Genomic DNA, 20,593 nt, shown 5'->3' on the forward strand with positions numbered 1-20,593 from the left:
ATCATAATAAAAACATATTAATAAAAACATATTAATAAAAAAGAGTACCACTATGACCAACCTGACAACAATAAAAAATCAGCAAGTTAACTTTTCTCTGTTGCCCTTTTTGTTGATGCTGATCGTTGCCACGTTCTTAACTGCCTGTAGCTTAAATGATGATGGCGAAATAACAAGCGCTCCTCATGGCTTAAAGATCAATGAAGGTTTTAAAAATCCAATTGGGTTTTATGATGCAACACCCAATTTTTCATGGCAGCTCGAGCCGAGCAATACAGCTTTATCCCAAACTAAATATCAAATTGTTGTAGCAAGTCAGGCAGAATCATTGCCCAATAATGCAGACTTATGGAACAGCGATGTTGTTACAAGTTCGCAAAGTACTTTTGTTGATTATCAAGGTAAAGCGCTCAGTTCAAGGCAGCAAGTATACTGGCAAGTGCGTTATTGGAATGAACAAGGAAAGGTATCAAACTGGAGTGATGTTGCACACTTTGAATTAGGTTTATTGTCTAACAGTGATTGGGTGGCAAGGTGGATTGAAATCGAACAAACAGCACCAATCCAACTAAATAGTTACGGTACACCGATTCATATCCCGCAACATTTACGCACTGAATTTGACATCAATTCAAATCACTATAAAACGGTAAAACAAGCGCGACTATACATTACCGCCAAAGGTGTATTTGAAGCCTTTATTAACGGTCAACGTATTGGTGACGACATTTTAACACCGGGTTACACACCATATAAAAAACGTATTGAAACCTTAACTTATGATGTAACAGAGCAACTGGAACAAGGAAATAATACCTTTGGTATTCAGCTGGCAGAAGGTTGGTATGCCGGCCGTTTTGGCCCGAAACGTCATTGGTATAAGAAATTAAATCTCACCCCCAAAGCGTTAGCCCAACTTGAAATTGAATACAGCGACGGCAGCAAACAAATGGTGATCACCGATGATAACTGGCAAGCCACACAAAATGGGCCTATTCGTAGCTCTGGCTTATATGATGGTGAGCGTTATGATGCTAACTATGAATTAGTTGATGAACACCGCGCTTGGCATCAAACGGGGTATAATGCGTCGAACTGGTCAAACGTGACAACAACGGCATTAGAGCCACAAGTGCTACTGCAGCCCAAACGTCATTTCACCTCGAAAAACAAACAGGAATTACCTGCATCAGCTATCCAACAAGTTGATGGTAAAACAGTATTTGATTTAGGCCAGAATATGGTCGGCGTACCCAAAATAAAACTGCCAATGAAGAAGGGCCAAACTTTACATTTACGATTTGGTGAAGGAGTCAATAAAGACGGTTCGTTGTTTACTGAAAACTTAGGCAGCGCCAAACAACTAGATTTTTATACCGCCAAAGCAGATGGCGTGATTGAGTGGCAACCGCAATTTACCTTTCATGGATTTAGATTTGTGGAACTCAGTGGTTTTGACCCTGCATTTGAACCTGAGCTTTCATGGGTAACGGGCGTAGTACAACACACAGATTTTGATATAAACGGTAAATTCACCACTTCCCACCCAGAATTAAACCAATTTCAATCTAATATTGAATGGGGTTTAAAGGGCAACTTTCTGGATATTCCAACCGATTGTCCACAACGTGCCGAGCGCTTAGGCTGGACTGGTGATGCCTTAGCTTTTGCCAACACCTCACTTTTTATTGCTGATAGTCATGCCTTTTGGTCTGCTTGGTTACAATCGATTCGTGAAGAGCAATTTGACGATAACAGTATTCCTGTTGTTGTTCCTAATGAGGTGGGTAAAATTGCCCAAGCAGGTTGGTCTGATGCGGCAGTCACCATTCCATGGGATATTTATTGGCGCACTGGTGATAAAAAAATCCTCGCTGAAAATTACGAGATGATGACCCGCTGGATCCAATATCATCAAACCCAGTTAAAAAACGGTATTAGCGAAATGTCGACGGTAGGTGATTGGTTGCAACCCTACTCAAAACGAGAAGATTCACGCCGTGGTGAAACAGACAACAGTTTAATCTCAACCGCCTTTTACGCTCGTTCAGTTGAGTACACGTTAAACAGTGCGAAAGTATTAAACAAACAGGCGGATATCGAAAAATACAGCCGGTTATTGGCTCAAATTAAAGCAAGATTTCAAGAACATTTCTTTGCTAATAACGGACGATTACAGGTTGGAGAACAAGCACAAACAGCCTACTTGTTAGCCATAGGGTTTGACTTATTAGATAAGCAGATGACCGAAAAAGCAGTGCCATATTTACTAGCCACTTTTGATGCTGCAAATGGGCATTTACGTACAGGGTTTTTGGGTACACCACTGATCGCGCCTGTATTAGATAAAATTGGCCGTGCTGATATTGCCTTTGATTTAGTGTTTAAACAAAGTTATCCGTCATGGTTATATTCTGTAACGCAAGGCGCAACCACGGTGTGGGAACGCTGGGATGGTTACACACATGATAAAGGTTATGCCGATCGAGCTGGCTCACTCAACCATTATGCGTACGGCGCAATTGGTCAATGGTTATATGATCGCATCGCCGGTATAAGCCCACTGAGTGCGGGCTATAAAAAAATTCGCATTGCACCGCTAATTTCAGCGCATTTAACATCTGCTGAAGCAGAATATAAATCACCTTATGGGACAATAAAATCTAAATGGCAGTTCAGCAATGGTGTGTTGGCCATGGACCTCACTATTCCGCCAAACACACAAGCTCAGATTGAGATCCCGACATGGCAATATACTCAAGATAAACGAAAAATTGCCTTGGGAGAACAAGTTACTATTAACGGCCAAGTTTTAGAAGAAAAGGATTTAATGAGGGTTCAAGATATTAAAAACTCTCAGATCATCGCGGTTAATTCAGGCCATTATAGAATTCTAATAAAATAGATGTTTGGTCTGCTAAACGCCTGATCATATTATACCGTTTAATAAACAACAAAATGTTAATTACCAAGCAATATTTTTACTATCACTAGCGGCTGCGCTCATAACTTCTGGCTGTGCAACGAATTGCCCAGAAAAAACAGATACCGCTGGCTTCAATATGCAAGCACAGCGTGTAAACTCTCAACAAAATGGGAAAACCCCAGCCAGACAGTGATGGCTGGATTTTACAATTCGAGGATCTAGGTGAAGTTCCATGGCAATGCAATTGCTTCTTTGATGGGCGCTCTGCTAAGGCAATTAATACCCAAAAGGGTAATCAAATGATTGCTGGACCTGAGCCTAAAAATGATGCTCACCACGCGGTATTATGGAAGCATCGTTGCCAATTGCCGTCGATGAAGTTTCATTTTGAACGGATGAAACTGTTACATATCAGTAATGCCCCTATCAAAAGACATTAAACTGTATATTCCGGTAAATCGACAAAAAGCGTTGGGGAGGCGCGTTGATTTTTATCCTTTTTGTAAGAATGCGGGATCAGTCAAGAAATTTGATGGTGCTAAGCCCCCCAGTCGAATCATAAAGTGTGATTTGCACACTAGCCTGAAGATAAAACCATGCTATTTTTATAATTCAGTGCCATTAACAGCTACCAAATAGCCTTGGACAGAGGCAAATAGCGGCTTTATCTCTTTCATTTACTTTAAATTTACATTCGAAATGTCAAGTGTTACTGTGTAATCAAATGAAGTCAGATAAAATCAATTTCAATCAATGGGTGAGTTTGTGCGCAGTATAAATGCCATCTTTGGTTACATCGTTCAAGTGTCATTGCTACTTAGTTTGAGCATGTATCATTCCATAAGCGCTGCAGATGAATTAACACTGTTTTCGCGCGCAGAGCTAAGCCAACAGTCTATGTTAACCGCAGCCTCACATACCTCCGATGGGAGCGACAGAGCACGAAATGGCAAGCCGATGTTTCAAGGGCCGCTGGGTGCGAGCGCCATAAGTTACAATGGCTATCAATATGTTATTTACTACAGTGCAAGAGATCGAGGCGGTTTTGGTGACTTTTTTGCTGAGGTAATTATTGCGAGGCGAAAAGAGGGCAGCGATAAATGGCAGCACTCTACGCTACCTGTCTATCGCGTAACCTCCCATGATGCGCACAATCGCGCGTCTATCGCAATATCAAGAGGGGATGGGGCAATCCATATTAGCTTTGACCATCACAACACTGACCGAGTTAATTATGCGAGAACGATTAAAGGGGTCGCAGATAATCCTGAAGCGGTCGTGTGGGATGACAAGGTTTTTGCATTTGAACGCAATATGGGCTTGGGTAAGGATGCGGTTGGTAGAGTGACCTATCCGACTTTTCACGACCTCCCGACCGGAAACTTACTCATGTACTTTAGAAGCGGTGGGTCGACTCGAGGTGAAATGACTCTTGCAAGGTACGATGCCAATCGCAGTGAATGGGATTTTGTCCGTAAAATATCTTCTCGAGACGGACGCTTTGTTAAAACTGTAACCGACAATACTGAATCCACTAGTCGCGGTCCTTATATACTCGGAGGGCCTAAAGTGGATGCCAATGGGCGCATGCATATTAGTTGGTTATTCAGAGAAAGGCCGGTTAATTGCAATCCTGGGGGATCAAACGACGGCCGCGACTGCAACCAAGGCTTATACTACGCTTACAGCGATGACGAAGGTATTACATGGCATCGTTCAAGCGGTGAGCTAGTGGTTGATACCAGTAAAGGTGAAAAGCTGTCTGTAGAAACTCAAGGTTTGCAGGTGATTGATATACCGACTCCGTTGATGCCGTCTAATGTCTCATTAAATTCGGTTATTGATGCTAAGACAGGTATCTATCACGCGTTTATCGAACATAAACCAAGCCCATCTGAAAATAGCATTTTACATCGTTATCAACGCGAAAAAGATGGTAGTTGGCATACACAAGATTTTGGTTTTAGCGCATCAAATGTCAGTGTGCGAACAATAGGCGATAGAATGTTCGCGATGACTGGCAGGCAACAGGCAAAAATTTACTATTCTAGACGTGAAAACGATTTTACCGACTGGCAAGAGATTCCCCTATCTAAACTTGCCACTGAGCCTCACACCATTGAAAGTGGTTATATCACTTGGGACCTTAGCTTAATAGCTTCAGGGAAGCTCAGCTTAATCTGGCATAGACAACCTGAAAACGATGAGTATGGGCAGTCATCTCCCATATATGTGTACGATTTCAAAATTGGAGAATAGTAAACCGCCATGAAAATTCAAAATACTTCGGCTTTCTTATTAACGCTTGCTTTATTCTCCTGCGGCTCAGGTAAACCAGACGACGCGAATCAATCATTAGATGCAAAACTGCAGGTGCAACAAAGCGCACAAAAAGACATCTCGCTAGAAAAGCATTTTGCTAACCCGACGGATGCGACCAAACCCTTAACATGGTTTCATGCGATGAGCGGCAATATGTCAAAGGCTGGCATTACAAAAGACTTAGAAGCCCTCGACGAAGTTGGAGTAGGGGGCACTATTTTGTTTAATGTGACTCAAGGTATTCCTATAGGCGACATTAAATTCAACTCTGACCGTCACGTCGATATCATTACTCATATGGCAGCAGAGTCTGAGCGCTTAGGTTTGTCTTTTGGGATACATAATTCAGACGGCTGGACCTCAAGCGGCGGACCATGGGTCACTCCCGAGCATTCAATGAAAAAAGTCGTGTGGACAGAGCATATTACTGAAGGCGGGGCTATTTCAGTGCCATTACAGCAAGCAGACGCTTTGTTTGATTATTATGAGGACATCGCCATTATTGCCTATCCTTCCCTAGAAGCTGATATTCAAAACGCCGAAATGATAGCCACCATTAGCGCCTCAAATGATAGCTTTGAACCTGACATTGTGTCTGATCAGCGTAGTCAAGCGCATACCGAAATTTCTTATCAAGCAAACTTTGCATCGAGCGTTGTGCTTGATTCAAACATCGACAGTCAGCCTAGCTTTGAAACTAATGAGATGCCATGGATCCAGTTTGCATATGCCAATGCGCAGACTGTCCGAAGTATCGACGCTTTGTTCTTTAGCGGGCGAGGCCTCAAATTTGCGCTTTACACCTCTAACGATGGCAAAAAGTTTAGCTTTCATGAAGAGTTCGATACCCGTCGACCGGGCAAAAATTTGTGGGCGGCTGACGCCGTCATCCAACCCGCGACTGCCAAATACTTCCGCTTGTATGCAAACCAAACCTTTTACGTGCAAGAGATGTCGTTATCGGCCAATCACTTAATTGATAACTACTTAGGCAGAAGCTCTGTTGCTAGAACCGACTATGTTAATTTTAAGAATATTGGTGAGCCGTCAGAAAAGGATATTATTTTATCGTCTTCAGTTATTGATTTGAGCGCTAACATGACACCCGATGGTCAGTTAGATGCACAGCTGCCGCCCGGCAAATGGACAATTATGCGCTTTGGCTACACCAGTACTGGTGCGGTAAATATTCCTGCATCCAAAGAGGGAACTGGCCTTGAAGTCGATAAATTCAGCCGCGAAGCATTTGCGATTCATTACCAAGCATATCTCAAGAGAGTCTTAGATCGTGCCAAAGTCGTTGCGCCCAATGCTACGCAATTTGTCGAAATTGATAGCTACGAGGTCGGTGGACAAAACTGGACGCATGGTTATGAGTCGCTATTTGAAAAACGCTTTGCTTATAGTCTAATGCCTTATCTACCGCTATTTGCAGGAAAATTTGTCGATAACGCCCATATATCCGAAGGTGTATTGTGGGATACGCGCCAATTAAACGGTGAATTAATTGTCGATAACTACTATCGTTATTTTACCGAACTAGCCAATAAAGACGGCGTAAAAACCTACATTGAACCCTATGGCTTTGGCCCCTTTAATGATCTCGATGCCGGCGGCGCAGCAGATATTCCGATGGGTGAGTTTTGGTTAAAGCGCGACAATATGAAGATTGCAGCGGCAGCTTCAGCGAGTCGTATATATGGCAAAAACATCACCTCTGCAGAAGCCTTTACCGCGCAGCAAAATCATAATTGGCGCTTTTATCCTGCTATGGCAAAAATAGACGGTGATAGAGGATACGCTCTTGGTGTCAATGAAATGGTCTTTCATCGCTTTGCGCATCAGGCAAATACACATGTTATGCCTGGAATGACCATGAATCGCTGGGGCTCGCATTTTGATCGCACTCAGCCGTGGTGGAATACGGCTGGTAAAGCTTGGTTCACTTACATGGCGCGAACTCAGTACCTATTGCGGCAGGGTGTCGCCCAATCTGACGTACTTTGGTATTTAGGCGATGCCTCGCCTACGGCGTGTCCAGACAAGTTTAAAGCCATGCAAGTATTACCAGCATCAATCAACTACGACTGCTTAAATTCAGAGGTTTTAAACAAACAGCTCAGTGCGTCAGATTCCCGCTTAGTCTTACCCAATGGCGCGAGCTATAAATGGTTATATTTAACCAATGTCGATAGCATCAGTCTTGAATCTACACGCTCTTTATATGACCTCGCAAAGCAAGGCGTTGTAATTGTTGGCAAACGCCCCAGTCAATTAGCTAATTGGCGGGCAAGTGAGACTGATATAGCCTCGTTTACGCAAATGCTTGACTACATATGGTCACAAAAAACCACCTACTCGAGCTTAGATTTGCCATCATTATACGAAGAAAATGGATTTTTCTTGGATATGAACGTAAAAGGCATCGAAGATGTGTTTTATACCCATCGTAAAAGCGCAGATGCCGATTTCTACTTTCTATATAACCCTAAAGACTCTGCTGCTGTGTTTGAGGCAAGTTTTGACGTGGCTAACAAAATTCCAGAACTTTGGGATCCAATCACCGGCGAAATTCGCAAAACAGGCGTATTTGCATTGGATAACGATGGGCAAACCAGTGTGCAGTTTTTGTTGGAAAAGCACCAATCTATGTTTGTTGTATTTAGAGAATATGCCGGTGATGTAAATCGCATTTCACCCAGTGAGCACAGTAAAGCAAGCCTCGAAAAAGGGCTAATCCTATCCCTTGACGAAAGTCATCAACTCAACGCGACTGCTGAGCGTTTAGGTGACTATCAACTTTCAGCGCAACAGCAAATCAGCTTTAACCAACTGCCTGAGCCCCAACAATTGAATGGCCCTTGGCAGGTCACTTTTGACGGGTTTTATGGCTTAGATAAAACTTTTACCTTTAAGCAGCTAGTGGATTGGGCAGTGCATCCTGAACAAGAGATACAAGACTATTCAGGCACCGCCCGCTATCAAAGCAAATTTACAATAGAAGAAAACAATTCAAGTGAAACTTGGTTAGACTTAGGTACTGTAGCGGTAAGTGCCAGTGTGTATGTAAATGATAAACATGTGGCCGTAAGTTGGATGCCCCCTCACCAATTAGATATTACTGAATATTTAAAAACAGGTGAAAATGTATTGAGAGTTGAAGTTGCTAATTTGTGGGTCAACCGCCTTATTGCCGATGAAGCATTACCTGACACTAGCGGATTTGAAGTCGCCACGACAAGTAATAATGTCACCACGCTTATGGTGGATTGGTATAAAAACAACGAAGCGCCACCGCCTACTGAGCGCATCACCTTCACCACCCAGCCCTTTTTTAAAGCAAGTGACGAGAAAGCAAGTTCTGGCTTGATTGGCCCCGTGCGTTTGATGTTTAAAAAGACGAAGCGGGTGGATTAAACGTGCAAGCATAATCATGTTGGATATTTTTAATTGGTAATGAAGCTATGAGAATTTTTATTTGAAGGGGGCCGATTGGGCTTGATTAGAACAACTAGGCTGTAGTTTGTGTAAAGCTCCGGCACCTGTGTACGTGAAGCAGACAGTCGGAAATGTTTTCCTATGAAAACACAGATTATGGTTTTTCAGGGGAAACGCGGTTAATATAAAGTCACAGTAATTAGCTGTTAGATTTGAAGGAAAAGTATGAGCAAGAATCAAGATATTGCGGTAGTTTCCCCAAACGCGGCACTCGTCGAGGCGTCCGGTGTTCCAGCGTTGCTTGATCAAATTCGTCCGGCGTGGAAAGCAAAGAGCCTGATCTCGCGTGTCCAGAGGCTCGTTTCTGTCGACCCGAGTAGCGCTTGCCAAAGGCTGCTGAATGCCGCAATTCACGATCTAAAAGAAAAAATCATTATTGCGGGTTTAGATATCGCCGGTGAGGCGGCGAAATCCCATAAGCTCCCTTCTGTCGAAACCGCAGAAGATATCGAAAACTACTCAACTGCAAAAGTAATTGATTTGGCGTATCGAATGGGTCTGCTTTCACGCCCAGAATGGAGGCGAGTCTCTAGGTGCTACGAGATCAGAAGGGATTTAGAGCACGAAGACGATGAGTACGAGGCGGGTGTAGAAGATTGCGTATACATCTTTAAGACATGTATAGAAGTTATTCTTCAGAAAGACCCAATCCACTTGTTAAAGGTTACTGATGTCAAGGATATCGTAGAAGAGTCAGAACCTGTTACTGCATCAGATACATTGGTAGATGACTTTGCTCATGCGCCCCAACCACGTCAAACTGAAATACTTAAATTCCTAATTTCAATTGCTCTTGATAAAAGCAAATCTGACATCGTCCAACAGAATGCATTCTCAATTCTCAACGGGCTTGAGCAGCACATACAAAACCCTGTTAAGCTTCAAGTGGCACAGCATCTTCAGGAAAAAGTCGGGAGAAGTAAACTAGAAAGACGTCATGTTCGTGTCGCACTTGCGAGCGGATCGCTTCCTTACTTGAGGAAAAATCAACTAAAGGATTTTTTCACTGAAGTCTTAGTACAAATGAAGCAGGTAGGAACAAATTGGGCAGCGTACAACCAGCATGGGGAACTACTCCGTTCATTTCGAGAAATAGGCGGGCTGGATTACTGCCCTGAGGAAATACGAAAAGATATCGTTCTTTGGCTCGTATTGACGTATATCGGAACACCCGGAGGCCTTACTACTTTCGGTAACGTTCGGAACGTTTACTATAGCAACACCGCAGCACCAATTATCAGAGAAATTGTTGCTGAATCGGCAGCACTCATACGAGATCAGCTAATTGATTTGCAGACACATAAAAAAGTTAGGCTTCTGACTGCTGACAAACACATAGCTAGAAGAATGGAATCTTTGATAGATCTAACCGAGAATGAAGATGAGTGAGGTTAAGAAATCTAACAAATGCAAGTATTCTCTCCCGCTGGTCGCTGGGAAACCCAAAACACTGCGCTTTTTTGTGGGCCCATGCTGCAAGTGTTAGTCATCGGGGTGCATTGATGAACTATCGGAATCATTCTTCTAAATTATTAGAAAGTGCCAAAGCTCATATACAGTCAGAACATGAATTTAGACTGAATTATGCAGCACTTGATTTAAGGATGTTACTAGAAGCTCTAATCTACGATAGGGCAAAAGTTTATAGAAAGGAATTACCTGCTAAAGCATTCAGAATTTGGCAGCCGAGAAAGCTACTAAATTTTCTATTAGAAATTGATAGCTATGCAGACCAAGGTGCGGGACTGGCAATTGGAATAAATGAAAAGACTGGTGAGCCATCACCTGATAACATGAAATCGCTGGGCCAAGAATTAGTCTTTTCGCTCCAAGAAATTAAAAAATATTACGATAAATTAGGAGCATTTCTACACACTCCGACTATAGAAAACATTGAAGGAAATAAAAGTCCCACGGCTGAAAAAATATCAAAGACTTGTTGGGAGCTTATACAAATAGCTGATCAAGTGCTATCTTCCCCAATTTTTAATCTTAATATCAAAAATACGATTGATTGGACTTGTAATAATTGCGAAGGAAAGGTTTTTCGACGAATACCTTTTGAAGGACAGCCTCAACAGAGTGAGAATTTGTATGCACCTTGCCCTTCTTGCGAAGCTACATACACCTTATTTCCAAGTGAAAGTAAACCTCTTTCGTACACTGTGAAACCTCATATGCATAAGGTTCCGTGCTCAAACAAAGAGTGCGATAAATTGGTTGAACTTTGGAATTATGAAATAAAACAGGGTATCAGTTGGGAGTGTCCCAAATGTAAGAAAAGAAACCAACTGAAATTGGGTGTGTTCCCAGTCGAAGAACTAATAAAATAAAAATGTACAGATAAAAGGCTAACAAAACGCTATTGTCACCCCCTCTTCGGTCACTAGGACACAAACACGTGGCACTTTGAGATTATCGCCTGCGCATTTTTGTCCCAAAGGTAAGCGTTGACTGTCTGCTATTATTTGTCGTTAGCTGTCGCTCAAATACCACATAGCTCACTGTAACTTTGGTCATGAACTAACTTTTCAGTCAATCAAGGTTAAATGACGGCTCTAAGTTACGACAATTCAACATTCCAAATAGCCGTTTGTTGAAGGCTTTCTGGCATCAGCCTAAGTAAACGTCTCACGCAAAGGTACTTGTTTCTTACACAAGCATCTTTGAATAGCTTGCTTAGCATTAGGTCCTTACGTATTGTTGTGCGATTTTCATATGCTAGCTCTCGAAATCGGTCACAAATATTTTGCCAGTGGTGATATCGCGTAAAAGATCTTGCCAAGCAGACACGTCCCAATTGTTTAACTGTCCTCTGAATATCGCTTTTTCTAAATTTTCCACGGCAAGTTTGATATTGCGGTGTTCGCCTTGTTTGAACTTGAGAGCAGTTAAATAATGATACTCAGGGTCATCAATGCCAAACTCTTCTAGTACTTTTAAATATTCGACAGCCAAGTCGTAACTTTGAATGGATTCATCTGTACTCGTAAATAAGATATCGGTGGCACGAATCCGAGCTGATATTTCTCCTTTTTCCATTGCTGACTCAAACCAAAATAGGGCTTTCTTTTCATCGTTAATCACCCACGGACTGGATTGTAATATTTTTGCGAGGCGATATTCTGCCCGCACTAAGCCATATTTGCTGGCTTCTGAAATCCAAAAAATAGCTTGTTCAATATCTCTTTGCTCGCGGTATAACTTAAATCCATACTCGTACATTGCAGGGGAGTGGCCTTGCTTTGACAAACTCAGCAGTATTTCTTCAGCCTCATTTTCTGTTTGCTCAACCCAAGGAAAGTTTAGCATTAGAATCGCAAGGTTAAAACGATCACTAATTGTTTTACCATTTTTAAATTTGCGAGTTTGGCGGATTACCTGCTCATATATTTTCGGATTTTCGTTCAGCAAGGCAAATTTGTTTAGAGCCGCTGCACCAAGATAGGTTCTGCTGGCAAAATCAACGGGTGTGCCATTGAATTCAGGAGTTGCTAGTGGGAACAAGGCAAATTGCTCGAGGAGTGGTTTATATAAACCGAATTTTTGCACCTGAGTTGAATAACGAACAGAGCCATCGGTATGAATATCATGATCCAGTATCAAAAACGGAGTTTTTGGAGTCGATATAAGCAACTCAATAGAATCCTCTGCAAAGTCAGAGCTTCCGTCGTCTTCAAAAAAGGTATCGCCTCCAAATGTTGACATAAAGTTTTCCATGTCAGCATCTTCAGGATGAAAGACTGTTTTCAGCGTTTCTTCACCGTTGAATGTAAGTAGAGTTTGTTGTTTTTCTTTATCGATAATTGGAAAGTATCGTTGCAAAATCTGCTGTTTGCCGTGGCTTTGTTTGTATTCGTCTAATATTTTCAGCACGTTATCTTTTTCGTCAGGCGATAGTGAGGCTAAAATATCGGTAATTAACTTTTCTGAATTATGAAAGTTTTGCTCGGCTGCTAAATAAAAATAAAGCATCGCGTTGATGGGGTCTTTATCGCCGCCGAGACCGTTGAAATACATATTTGCTAATTGATAATAGGCGTGAGGATTGCCTAGTTCCGCCGCTTCTAGATAAGACGCTTTTGCTTGTTCATACTTTTTTTCAGTAAACTGGCGGTCGGCTAAAAAAATATCTGCCGACATGGTGGAGAAAGAGAAGCATAATAGAATAAATAAAAGCGCTTGTTTGTGCATCGGGGACTGCCTAATTTGTGAGTTTTGTATCTTTGGTCCTGCCATTCTATAGTAAGTCAAACTCGCTCATATTGTAATGATGTGAGCTCTGTTATTGTGTAAAAGTTCTGTAAAGATCAACATGATAACACTGACATACTGCCGGCTAGCGTATAAGGAATACTAAGTTTATACTAAACTAGCCGAGTAATTATGACTTGTTTTGATTAAAAAGTATTGATTTTGTTTGCTTAAGGTATTTTACTACTGGAAATATTTCAACTTCTGCGTACTTTGCGCAGTAGGCGACATCCAAACAACGGTGGTCTTTATTTTATGAAATTGCTAAGCAACAAGTGCAAATTTATTATTCTTTTCGTTTGCCTTAGTTTCAATCTTTCGGCGAGTTCTAAGTGGAATAGTGCAATAGATGCAGATACACCACGCAAGGCATTAAGCCTATCAACGCCCAATATCCTATGGCTAGTAGTAGAGGACATGAGCCCAATACTAGCTGCATACGGCGATAACACTATCGACACCCCAGCCATCAGCGCTTTGGCGGAGCAGGGCGTTACCTATACCAATGTGTATTCGACGTCGGGTGTGTGTTCACCGAGTCGCGCGGCTCTGGCTTTGGGAATGTATCCTTCTGGCATTGGCGCTAATCATATGCGCACGACTTCTAATACGGAAACCACGGGGCTGCCAAAATACGAAGCCGTGCCGCCGCCGGAAGCAAAAATGCTCAGTCAATATATGCGAGAGGCTGGCTACTACACCACTAATAACTTAAAAACAGATTATCAATTTACCCCACCAAGGGCTGCTTGGGATGAAAGCGGTCCCCACGCTCATTGGCGAAAGCGTCCTGAGGGTAAGCCGTTTTTTGCGGTGGTAAATTTTACCACAACACATGAATCTGGCTTGTTTGAGCCTTATGGCTTCAGATTGATTGAATCAAGGCATTACTTTTCTGATGATGAAGCAAAAATTAATGCTTTGCCGCAACAGCACTCGGTTAAAAGCGCAGAGCAAGACACGCCAATACACGTTAGCAAAGATATTGATTTTCCGATCCCTCCCTACCTGCCAGACACCGATCTTGTGCGCAGAGATATGTGGAAGGTATACAATAACCTCGCCGAGACTGATAAACAAATTGCAGCAGTCCTGCAGCAGTTAAAAGACGATGGCCTATTTGATAACACGGTGATTGTATTTTATTCAGATCACGGGGGGCCGCTGCCACGGCAAAAACGCTTGATTTACGATAGCGGCCTTAAGGTTCCTATGATTATTCGCTTTCCTAATGCTCAAAATGGTGGCACAAAGGATGATCAACTGATCAGTTTCATTGATTTCCCTCCATCTACACTAGCCTTAGCCGGACGGCAGATCCCCGCTCATATGGATGGCGTCAATTTTCTTGATGAATATACGCAGCAAGCTGATGGAGAACGTACATATATTCACGCTGCTGCTGACCGCTTTGATGGGTTTACCGATAGCATTCGCGCCGTCAAAAATAAGCGATATAAATATATTCGTAACTACCGACCAGAGCAGGGATATTATTTACCCGTCGCATATCGAGAAAAAATACCCACCATGCAAGAGCTATTGCGCTTGCGCGAAGCCGGACAACTGACCGAAGCGCAGGCGCAGTGGTTTAGAGAATCAAAACCACTCGAAGAGCTATTTGATACGATTGCCGATCCGCATGAGTTAAACAACCTTGCGGGCGAGGTTGAATATCAACACATACTGGCGGCGATGCGTGCTGAAAATATACGTTGGTTAGACGAGATAGGCGACAATCCAAATCACCCTGAGCGTAAACTCATAGCGGAGCTTTGGCAAGGGCATGCAAAAAAGCCACTAACCAAAGCCCCTGTGATGTCGGTCAAAGAAGGTTTACTCACATTGAGCAGTGATACTCCAGGGGCAACGATTTCTTATCAAGCGCTGCCAGCATCATCTGACACAGCAGGCTGGCAGCTCTATCAAGGGCCGTTTAAGGTACGTGAAGGCGAAAAATACCGTGTGCTTGCTCACCGTATCGGATACACCGAAAGTGAGATGCTTAGCTTTACCGTAAAGCACTGACATCACTTACTAGTGGTTAAGCCTAAATCTATGATCTGTAAATACAGCGCTTGCGTTGTTTGTAATGCTTTAGCGGGACTTTCCATCAAATAATAGTAGACTTTTCCATCTTTGATATAAATAACGCCATGTTCAAATTTTTTACCCTGTGAGGCTTCATAAACACGCTGAAAGTCGTTAGTGCCGCCTTTTGCTTTTTCAATATAGGGGAAGCCATTATTAAGCCCTATAATGTAGATATCGTCACCTGCAGTGTAGATAGAGGAGGCACCACTGAAGTCGGTTGACACGATAAACTCTTTTGCACCTGCTGGCTTATAAGAATGTAATGGAAGCTCTTGATAATCCTCACGCGCACGGTCTGTTGAACGGACAAGGCTGATGATATGAATATCGCCTTTCTCAGTGACCGTCCAGTCAAATCCACCTACAATATGAACAGAGTTTTCTTCTATATGAGAAATATAATCACCGGGTTCAAATACCTTTATTTCGTCGGTGTTAACTAAAGGAAAGGTCATGCTTTCACCTTTATGGTTTTTCCAATCGCCAGAGCCTTCAGGGTGGTCTGAATAAGCATAGTAAACACCGTTTTGGTAAAGGTATTTATCTTTGTTGTTATTAGAGCGTTGTTGAAAACCAACCCGAAGCTTGCCATTGATATACTTCATGTTTCCGTACAAACCCCAATTATAAGGGTTTCCTTGGGTTATCTGGTTATTATGATTAAACTTGGTGAATGTGGACCAATGCTGCTCTTTTGCATCATAGCGATTAAATACATAAGCGCCATTATTGTTACCTCCAAGGCGCATGTAAAGTAGTAAGGTGCCGTCGGTGGTGGTAAAAAACTTAGGGTAAGTTAAACGTGCAAAGTCATTTTTATCGCTCAAATCTCCGGTCATGGTGAGGTGTTTGTAATCGTCAGGACCTTCACTAATTGAGCTGGTGTCTTTTACAAATTTATCGAGGGTAAATTCCTCATCAGGCAAGTCTGCCGTACCTGGAGTGCTATAAGAATATCGAAAAAAGTCGTCTTTAAATTTACCACCATGGTTATTGTCATCGTAGCCATGCAGGTCGTACACCATGTGAATCGTGCCATTGATAGGGCTTACCGCTAAGCCAATTGTGTTGTGCGACTCCCCAATGTTTGGGTCGCCTCTAAAACCTGTGTGGCGATGCGCAAATTCTATCGTTGCTATTGCGCCGGTATTTTTGTTGTAGCGCGAGAGCATGACGTGTCGGTCGTTTTTACCGCCGCGATACCAAGTCATAAATACATAATGCTTGTAGGTTTTTACCGCGTCTCCGTGAGCCGATATACTGGGGCCAAAAAAATAATCATAGACATTTGGGTCAGTGTTTGCGCTGTCTAGATTGTTATGATTAAGGTCTTTGCCATTAAAATGCAGCGCAAAGTCAGTAATTTTGACTTCGGTTTCTAAAGTGACATCTGCAAAACTTGTGTTGCTGGTCACAACCAATATAAAACTTGCCACTCCAAGGCGTTTGGTTTGTTGAACGATATTTGTTGCTAGTAATGATAAGTGACTTTTCATTATTACATTCCATGATAGTAGAATAAATGACGATAGACTACCTAAGTTTAGTCAGTTAAATGATGCCAATTATGTCGACTCCTTATTGCGGTATCCGAAACTCATATTTGCCCGCCGAGTATAACTGCATCTCTCTATCTGGTAGTGCTACCCATGCTCTAGTATTGTTAGGGATGGTAATTCGCCAATGAATCTCAGTGCCTTTACGTTGCCAAACGCTTGCAATAACACCATAGCCGCTGTCATAGCGCGTATCCACCTCATTCAGCCCTTTTGGGAAAGCGGGTTTTAACATGAATTCTTGAAAACCTACGCTGTTTTCTAAGGGACGGATGCCGCCCAAACCTTGATAGAACCAGCCATCGTATCCGCTGTGAAATGGATGATTTAAAGAGCGCAGCGGGCCTCTGCCGGTGTTTGGGTCAAATGCGCCTTTTCTTTCCCATAGCGTGGTGCCACCTAACTCATCAAAAAGATAAGAAAACCCAGGGTAGCCCTGCGCTTTAAAAATATTAAAAGCGGTGTCGGCGTAGCCATAGTCGCTTAGCGCTAGGTAGAGCCATGTTTGCCCCAGAGCGCCTACTGAAGAGTGCCCCTTCCACTTCTCGACCACATCTTTATTCAAAGCATCGGCAACGCTCTGTCTAAGAGCAACAGGCGTAATCTCAAACCTGAGGGCCATTGCATCGGCAGTTTGGCTGCCGTAATGTCCGCTTTGTTCGTCATATAGCGCGCGATGAAAACCTTCTTTTAAGTTGTTGTGCAGGGTGGTGAATGTTTCTTGGTCATTGGGTTTTCCGAGTACTTGGGCAATTTTGCTCATATAGTTTGCCGCTTGCGTAAATAGCGCAGTACTGGTAACCGTGGTGCTGGTCCATTGCGGGGTGCCGCGGCCGCCAACCCTAGGTGTGCCCGGTGCAATTACCGGATCGCACCAGTCGCCATAGCCGGTGCTAATCAAAAAGTCGCGCATTTGCGTTTGGCCAAATTCCATGTATTCAAGCAGGCTTTGGTATTGGTCTTTTAACACCTGAATGTCTCCATGGTGGCGATAGTGTTCCCAAGCAATAAAGACTTCTGCAACCGCCCAATCTACCTTTTTTGCACCGGTACGTTTGCCCGGAACAACCGTTGGCGCAATATTGATTGAGGTCTTGAAATCGCCTAGATATTTGGGCCAGAAGGTTTGCATATTAAAGTTGTAGTTACCGGTAATGAGCGCAGCGTGAGCATCACCTGTCCATCCTGCCTTTTCTCGTATGGGGCAATCCAAGGGTACGCTCATAAGGTTGCTTTCGTAAGTCCACAATGCTGTGTTATGAATGCGATTGAGTAAGGGGTCGGAGCTTTCAAAATGGCCAACTCGCTCTACATCGCTGCGAATTAAATTGGCAGTGATTAAGTCAAGCGAAGGCGCTTCGTTAAGGCCTGTGACCTCGATATAACGAAACCCATGCCATGAGAAGCTAGGTGTCCAGCTCCCTTCATTGTTTTCAGATGCAATATATGCGTTCACTGCATTTAAGTGGGTTGCCCAACTGCCGCCGCTCAATTGACTAATATTGCCCTTGGCGTCGGCCCATTCGGCGAAACGAAGATACAAGCCTTGACCGGGAGCTAAGGACAGCATGTCTAAATTGACGCTTGGCAAGCCAGTGAAGTTTTGCCCAAAATCAAACACCCAGACGCCTTCACTTGGATTTAATAGAGCAACAGGGCGCATCTCTTTAACAGCACGTATTGGTGGCAAAAGCTGGGGCTGCATACTTTGGGTGGGCCAAGTTTCTAGTACCTTGACGGCTTCCCACTGGCTATTATTGTGGCTATTGCTGTGGCTAATGCTATGCCAGTCTTTAATAGCTTTGTTGGCATCAAACACCTCGCCTGAAAATATGCCCTCTTTCACTATTGGCGATGGGTGGCTTACCCAGTTTTCATTCGAATAAACGCTGCTTGTGCTGCCGTCGGTAAAGCGCAAGTCCAACTGCGCAATAAACGTAGGTTGCCCAAAGGTGTATGAACCTCTGTCTCGCGTGGCATAGTCACCGTCTGGATTTTTCCAGCGACTAAAAGCGATATTTTCGTCATACCAGCCACTGCCCAAATGCACAGCGATAACGTTTTCACCTTGCGTAATAAATTGACTGACCTCGTCGGTGTTGTAAAGAATGCGCTTATCAAAATCGGTTTGCCCCGGGTCCATAAGGCGGTCTTTGACTTTTTTGCCGTTGATGAAGATTTCATAATAGCCACCCGCAGTACTGTGCAATTTGGCGCTTTCAATCACTTTGTTTGTAGTGAATTCATAGCGAAACAAGCTTGCGGTCGGCATGCTATGAAGTTTTTCGATAGCGGGCGTACCGATGCTGCCATCTTCATTCTCTACCGTACCTACCAAATTAACCCAATGCGATATTGCCGCTGTGCTATCAACTACTTTTGGAACTGCCGCTTGCAGCCATTTGGCTTGCCAGTCATCTATGCTGAGTAATCCCATTTCCCAGCGTGAGATGGTGCTCCACAGCTGTGGTGTCTCGCTGCCTTCTTGCCAAACTCTGACTCGCCAAAAAGCAATATCGTTTTTGTTTAGGGGCTGTCCGCCATAGGCAATGTTGCGGGACGATTGGCCCTCAACCTTACCGCTATCCCAAAGGTCAGTGTTGTCGTTTAGCAGCCCCGACTCTGAGCTTGCCACCTGAATTTGAAAAGCCCGTTGTTTTTTAACCCCAGCGAGCCAAGATAGCGCCGGTTGCGAACGATGAACATTGATAGGGTTCACGTTTCCCTCTACTAAAAGGGCAGTGGGTGCGCTTGTATACCCCTGTGGCGTTATTTCGATATTAGGCGTTGAGCATGCGACTACAATCAGCACAAATGTGCAGAGTATGCTTAGCTTAATTGTTGAATGTATGTGCATATTAAATACCTAATTGTCGTTCATGTTATTGAGAACAGCTTGCAAACCTATCATTGAGGCTTTTACAGATTGCATGGGGGATAGTGGCTCTGGGTATTCCTCTTGCTCAATCACAATCCACTGTGTGCCGCCATATTCAATGTTGGCTTTAATCAAGCTCTGCCAATCGTAATTATCCTGTCCCAATATCACCTGAGTTTGGGCAGGTACTGCCGCTGGCTTTCCTTGATAGCTTCTAATTTTATAGTGTGTGGTTAGGGTTCGATTTGGGTAGCGTTTTACGTAGTCTACCGGGTCTTTGTTAGCAAATTTGGCCCAGCCAACGTCTAACTGCAATGCAAATTCCTGTGGTGTATTTTGGGCAATAAAATCCCAAAAAGTAGTCTCTTCAAAAGGCTCAAATTCTAGAGCATGATTGTGATAACCCAATGTGAGCCCCATGCGACGAGCCCGGTGAAAAGTCTCAGTGAGCTCTTCGCTCAAAGGGGCAATGTTATCTGGATCGTTCGCGCGTTTATCGTAAGGAATGATAACTAGCTCAACGCCAAGCTGTTTGAAAAAGAGCAAGGCGCGCTCGCCTTTCTCGCCTTGTAGGTTGTTAAGCGGAATATGCGCGCCACTAGCCTCTAAACCAATACTGCTTAAAAACTGCTTAAGGCCTTTTGGGTCATCCTCGTATGGCCCATAGCGCCCAGCAAACTCAACTCCGTCAAAGCCTAAGGCAGAAATCTGCGTTAGCGTTTGTTTAAAATCACGTTGAACTTGTTCTTTTACTGAATGCAGTTGAAGACTAATTTTTGGAAGATCACTGGTCCGTTTAGGCGCTTGCGCGGACAAGCAAAATGGTAATAGCGACAACAATACTATCAGGATAGCAGGCTTTAACATGGTCGCCTCTCCACTCTTTTTTTTGACTGAATGTGATTGTATATGATTTGTTAATTATTGTCTTGAAAAATAGAGTGTATTGTAAATTGCTTTTAAAGCATTGTTTTTATGGTTAAAAATTATATTTAACATCTCATTTACTTTAATGGAATGCCTTTACCTTGCTTTGTTAGTGAATAAATGCTCAAATCTGGTCAT

The 20,593-nt window shown here is 43.2% G+C and carries 10 protein-coding genes; 6 read left to right on the forward strand and 4 right to left on the reverse strand.

What is annotated here, in order from left to right; translation table 11 throughout:
- The first annotated feature begins 52 nt into the window (after window positions 1-52).
- From AB9H30_RS06295 to AB9H30_RS06315, 5 genes are all read left to right on the forward strand, one after another.
- The gene (locus AB9H30_RS06295; RefSeq protein ID WP_371193802.1) at window positions 53-2,905 is read left to right on the forward strand and encodes a family 78 glycoside hydrolase catalytic domain; all 2,853 of its coding nucleotides are present in this window, start codon (window positions 53-55) and stop codon (window positions 2,903-2,905) included.
- 786 nt (window positions 2,906-3,691) lie between these two features.
- Window positions 3,692-5,185, forward strand: a complete 1,494-nt coding sequence (locus AB9H30_RS06300) for a BNR-4 repeat-containing protein (RefSeq protein ID WP_371193803.1) — start codon at window positions 3,692-3,694, stop codon at window positions 5,183-5,185.
- Window positions 5,186-5,194: 9 nt separating this feature from the next.
- Window positions 5,195-8,665, forward strand: coding sequence for a glycosyl hydrolase (locus AB9H30_RS06305; RefSeq protein WP_371193804.1), 3,471 nt, complete (start codon window positions 5,195-5,197; stop codon window positions 8,663-8,665).
- Window positions 8,666-8,911: 246 nt separating this feature from the next.
- Complete coding sequence (locus AB9H30_RS06310; protein ID WP_371193805.1) at window positions 8,912-10,135, forward strand: hypothetical protein; 1,224 nt, start codon at window positions 8,912-8,914, stop codon at window positions 10,133-10,135.
- Between the two features lie 113 nt (window positions 10,136-10,248).
- Entirely contained in the window at window positions 10,249-11,079 is an 831-nt protein-coding gene (locus AB9H30_RS06315; RefSeq protein WP_371193806.1) for a hypothetical protein, read from the forward strand.
- Window positions 11,080-11,467: 388 nt separating this feature from the next.
- On the opposite strand, the gene AB9H30_RS06320 is transcribed toward AB9H30_RS06315, so the two are convergent.
- Window positions 11,468-12,940: a tetratricopeptide repeat protein gene (locus AB9H30_RS06320; protein ID WP_371193807.1), complete on the reverse strand. Its 1,473-nt coding sequence runs from the start codon at window positions 12,938-12,940 to the stop codon at window positions 11,468-11,470.
- Between the two features lie 315 nt (window positions 12,941-13,255).
- Between AB9H30_RS06320 and AB9H30_RS06325 the strand changes: the two genes are divergently transcribed.
- The gene (locus AB9H30_RS06325) at window positions 13,256-15,028 is read left to right on the forward strand and encodes a sulfatase (RefSeq protein ID WP_371193808.1); all 1,773 of its coding nucleotides are present in this window, start codon (window positions 13,256-13,258) and stop codon (window positions 15,026-15,028) included.
- A gap of 2 nt (window positions 15,029-15,030) precedes the next feature.
- Here AB9H30_RS06325 and AB9H30_RS06330 read toward each other — a convergent pair whose 3' ends face one another.
- The 3 genes from AB9H30_RS06330 to AB9H30_RS06340 form a co-directional block, all read right to left on the reverse strand.
- A complete protein-coding gene (locus AB9H30_RS06330) occupies window positions 15,031-16,590 on the reverse strand; it encodes a BNR-4 repeat-containing protein (RefSeq protein WP_371193809.1) in 1,560 nt (519 codons plus the stop codon).
- Between the two features lie 82 nt (window positions 16,591-16,672).
- On the reverse strand, window positions 16,673-19,507 hold the full coding sequence (locus AB9H30_RS06335; RefSeq protein WP_371193810.1) for a family 78 glycoside hydrolase catalytic domain: 2,835 nt from the start codon (window positions 19,505-19,507) through the stop codon (window positions 16,673-16,675).
- A gap of 9 nt (window positions 19,508-19,516) precedes the next feature.
- Window positions 19,517-20,395 carry a sugar phosphate isomerase/epimerase family protein gene (locus tag AB9H30_RS06340; RefSeq protein WP_371193811.1) on the reverse strand — a complete coding sequence of 293 codons (879 nt, stop codon included), beginning with the start codon at window positions 20,393-20,395 and terminating at the stop codon, window positions 19,517-19,519.
- Window positions 20,396-20,593 lie beyond the last annotated feature (198 nt).

Source organism: Glaciecola sp. SC05, from assembly GCF_041380235.1.
GTDB lineage: Bacteria > Pseudomonadota > Gammaproteobacteria > Enterobacterales > Alteromonadaceae > Glaciecola.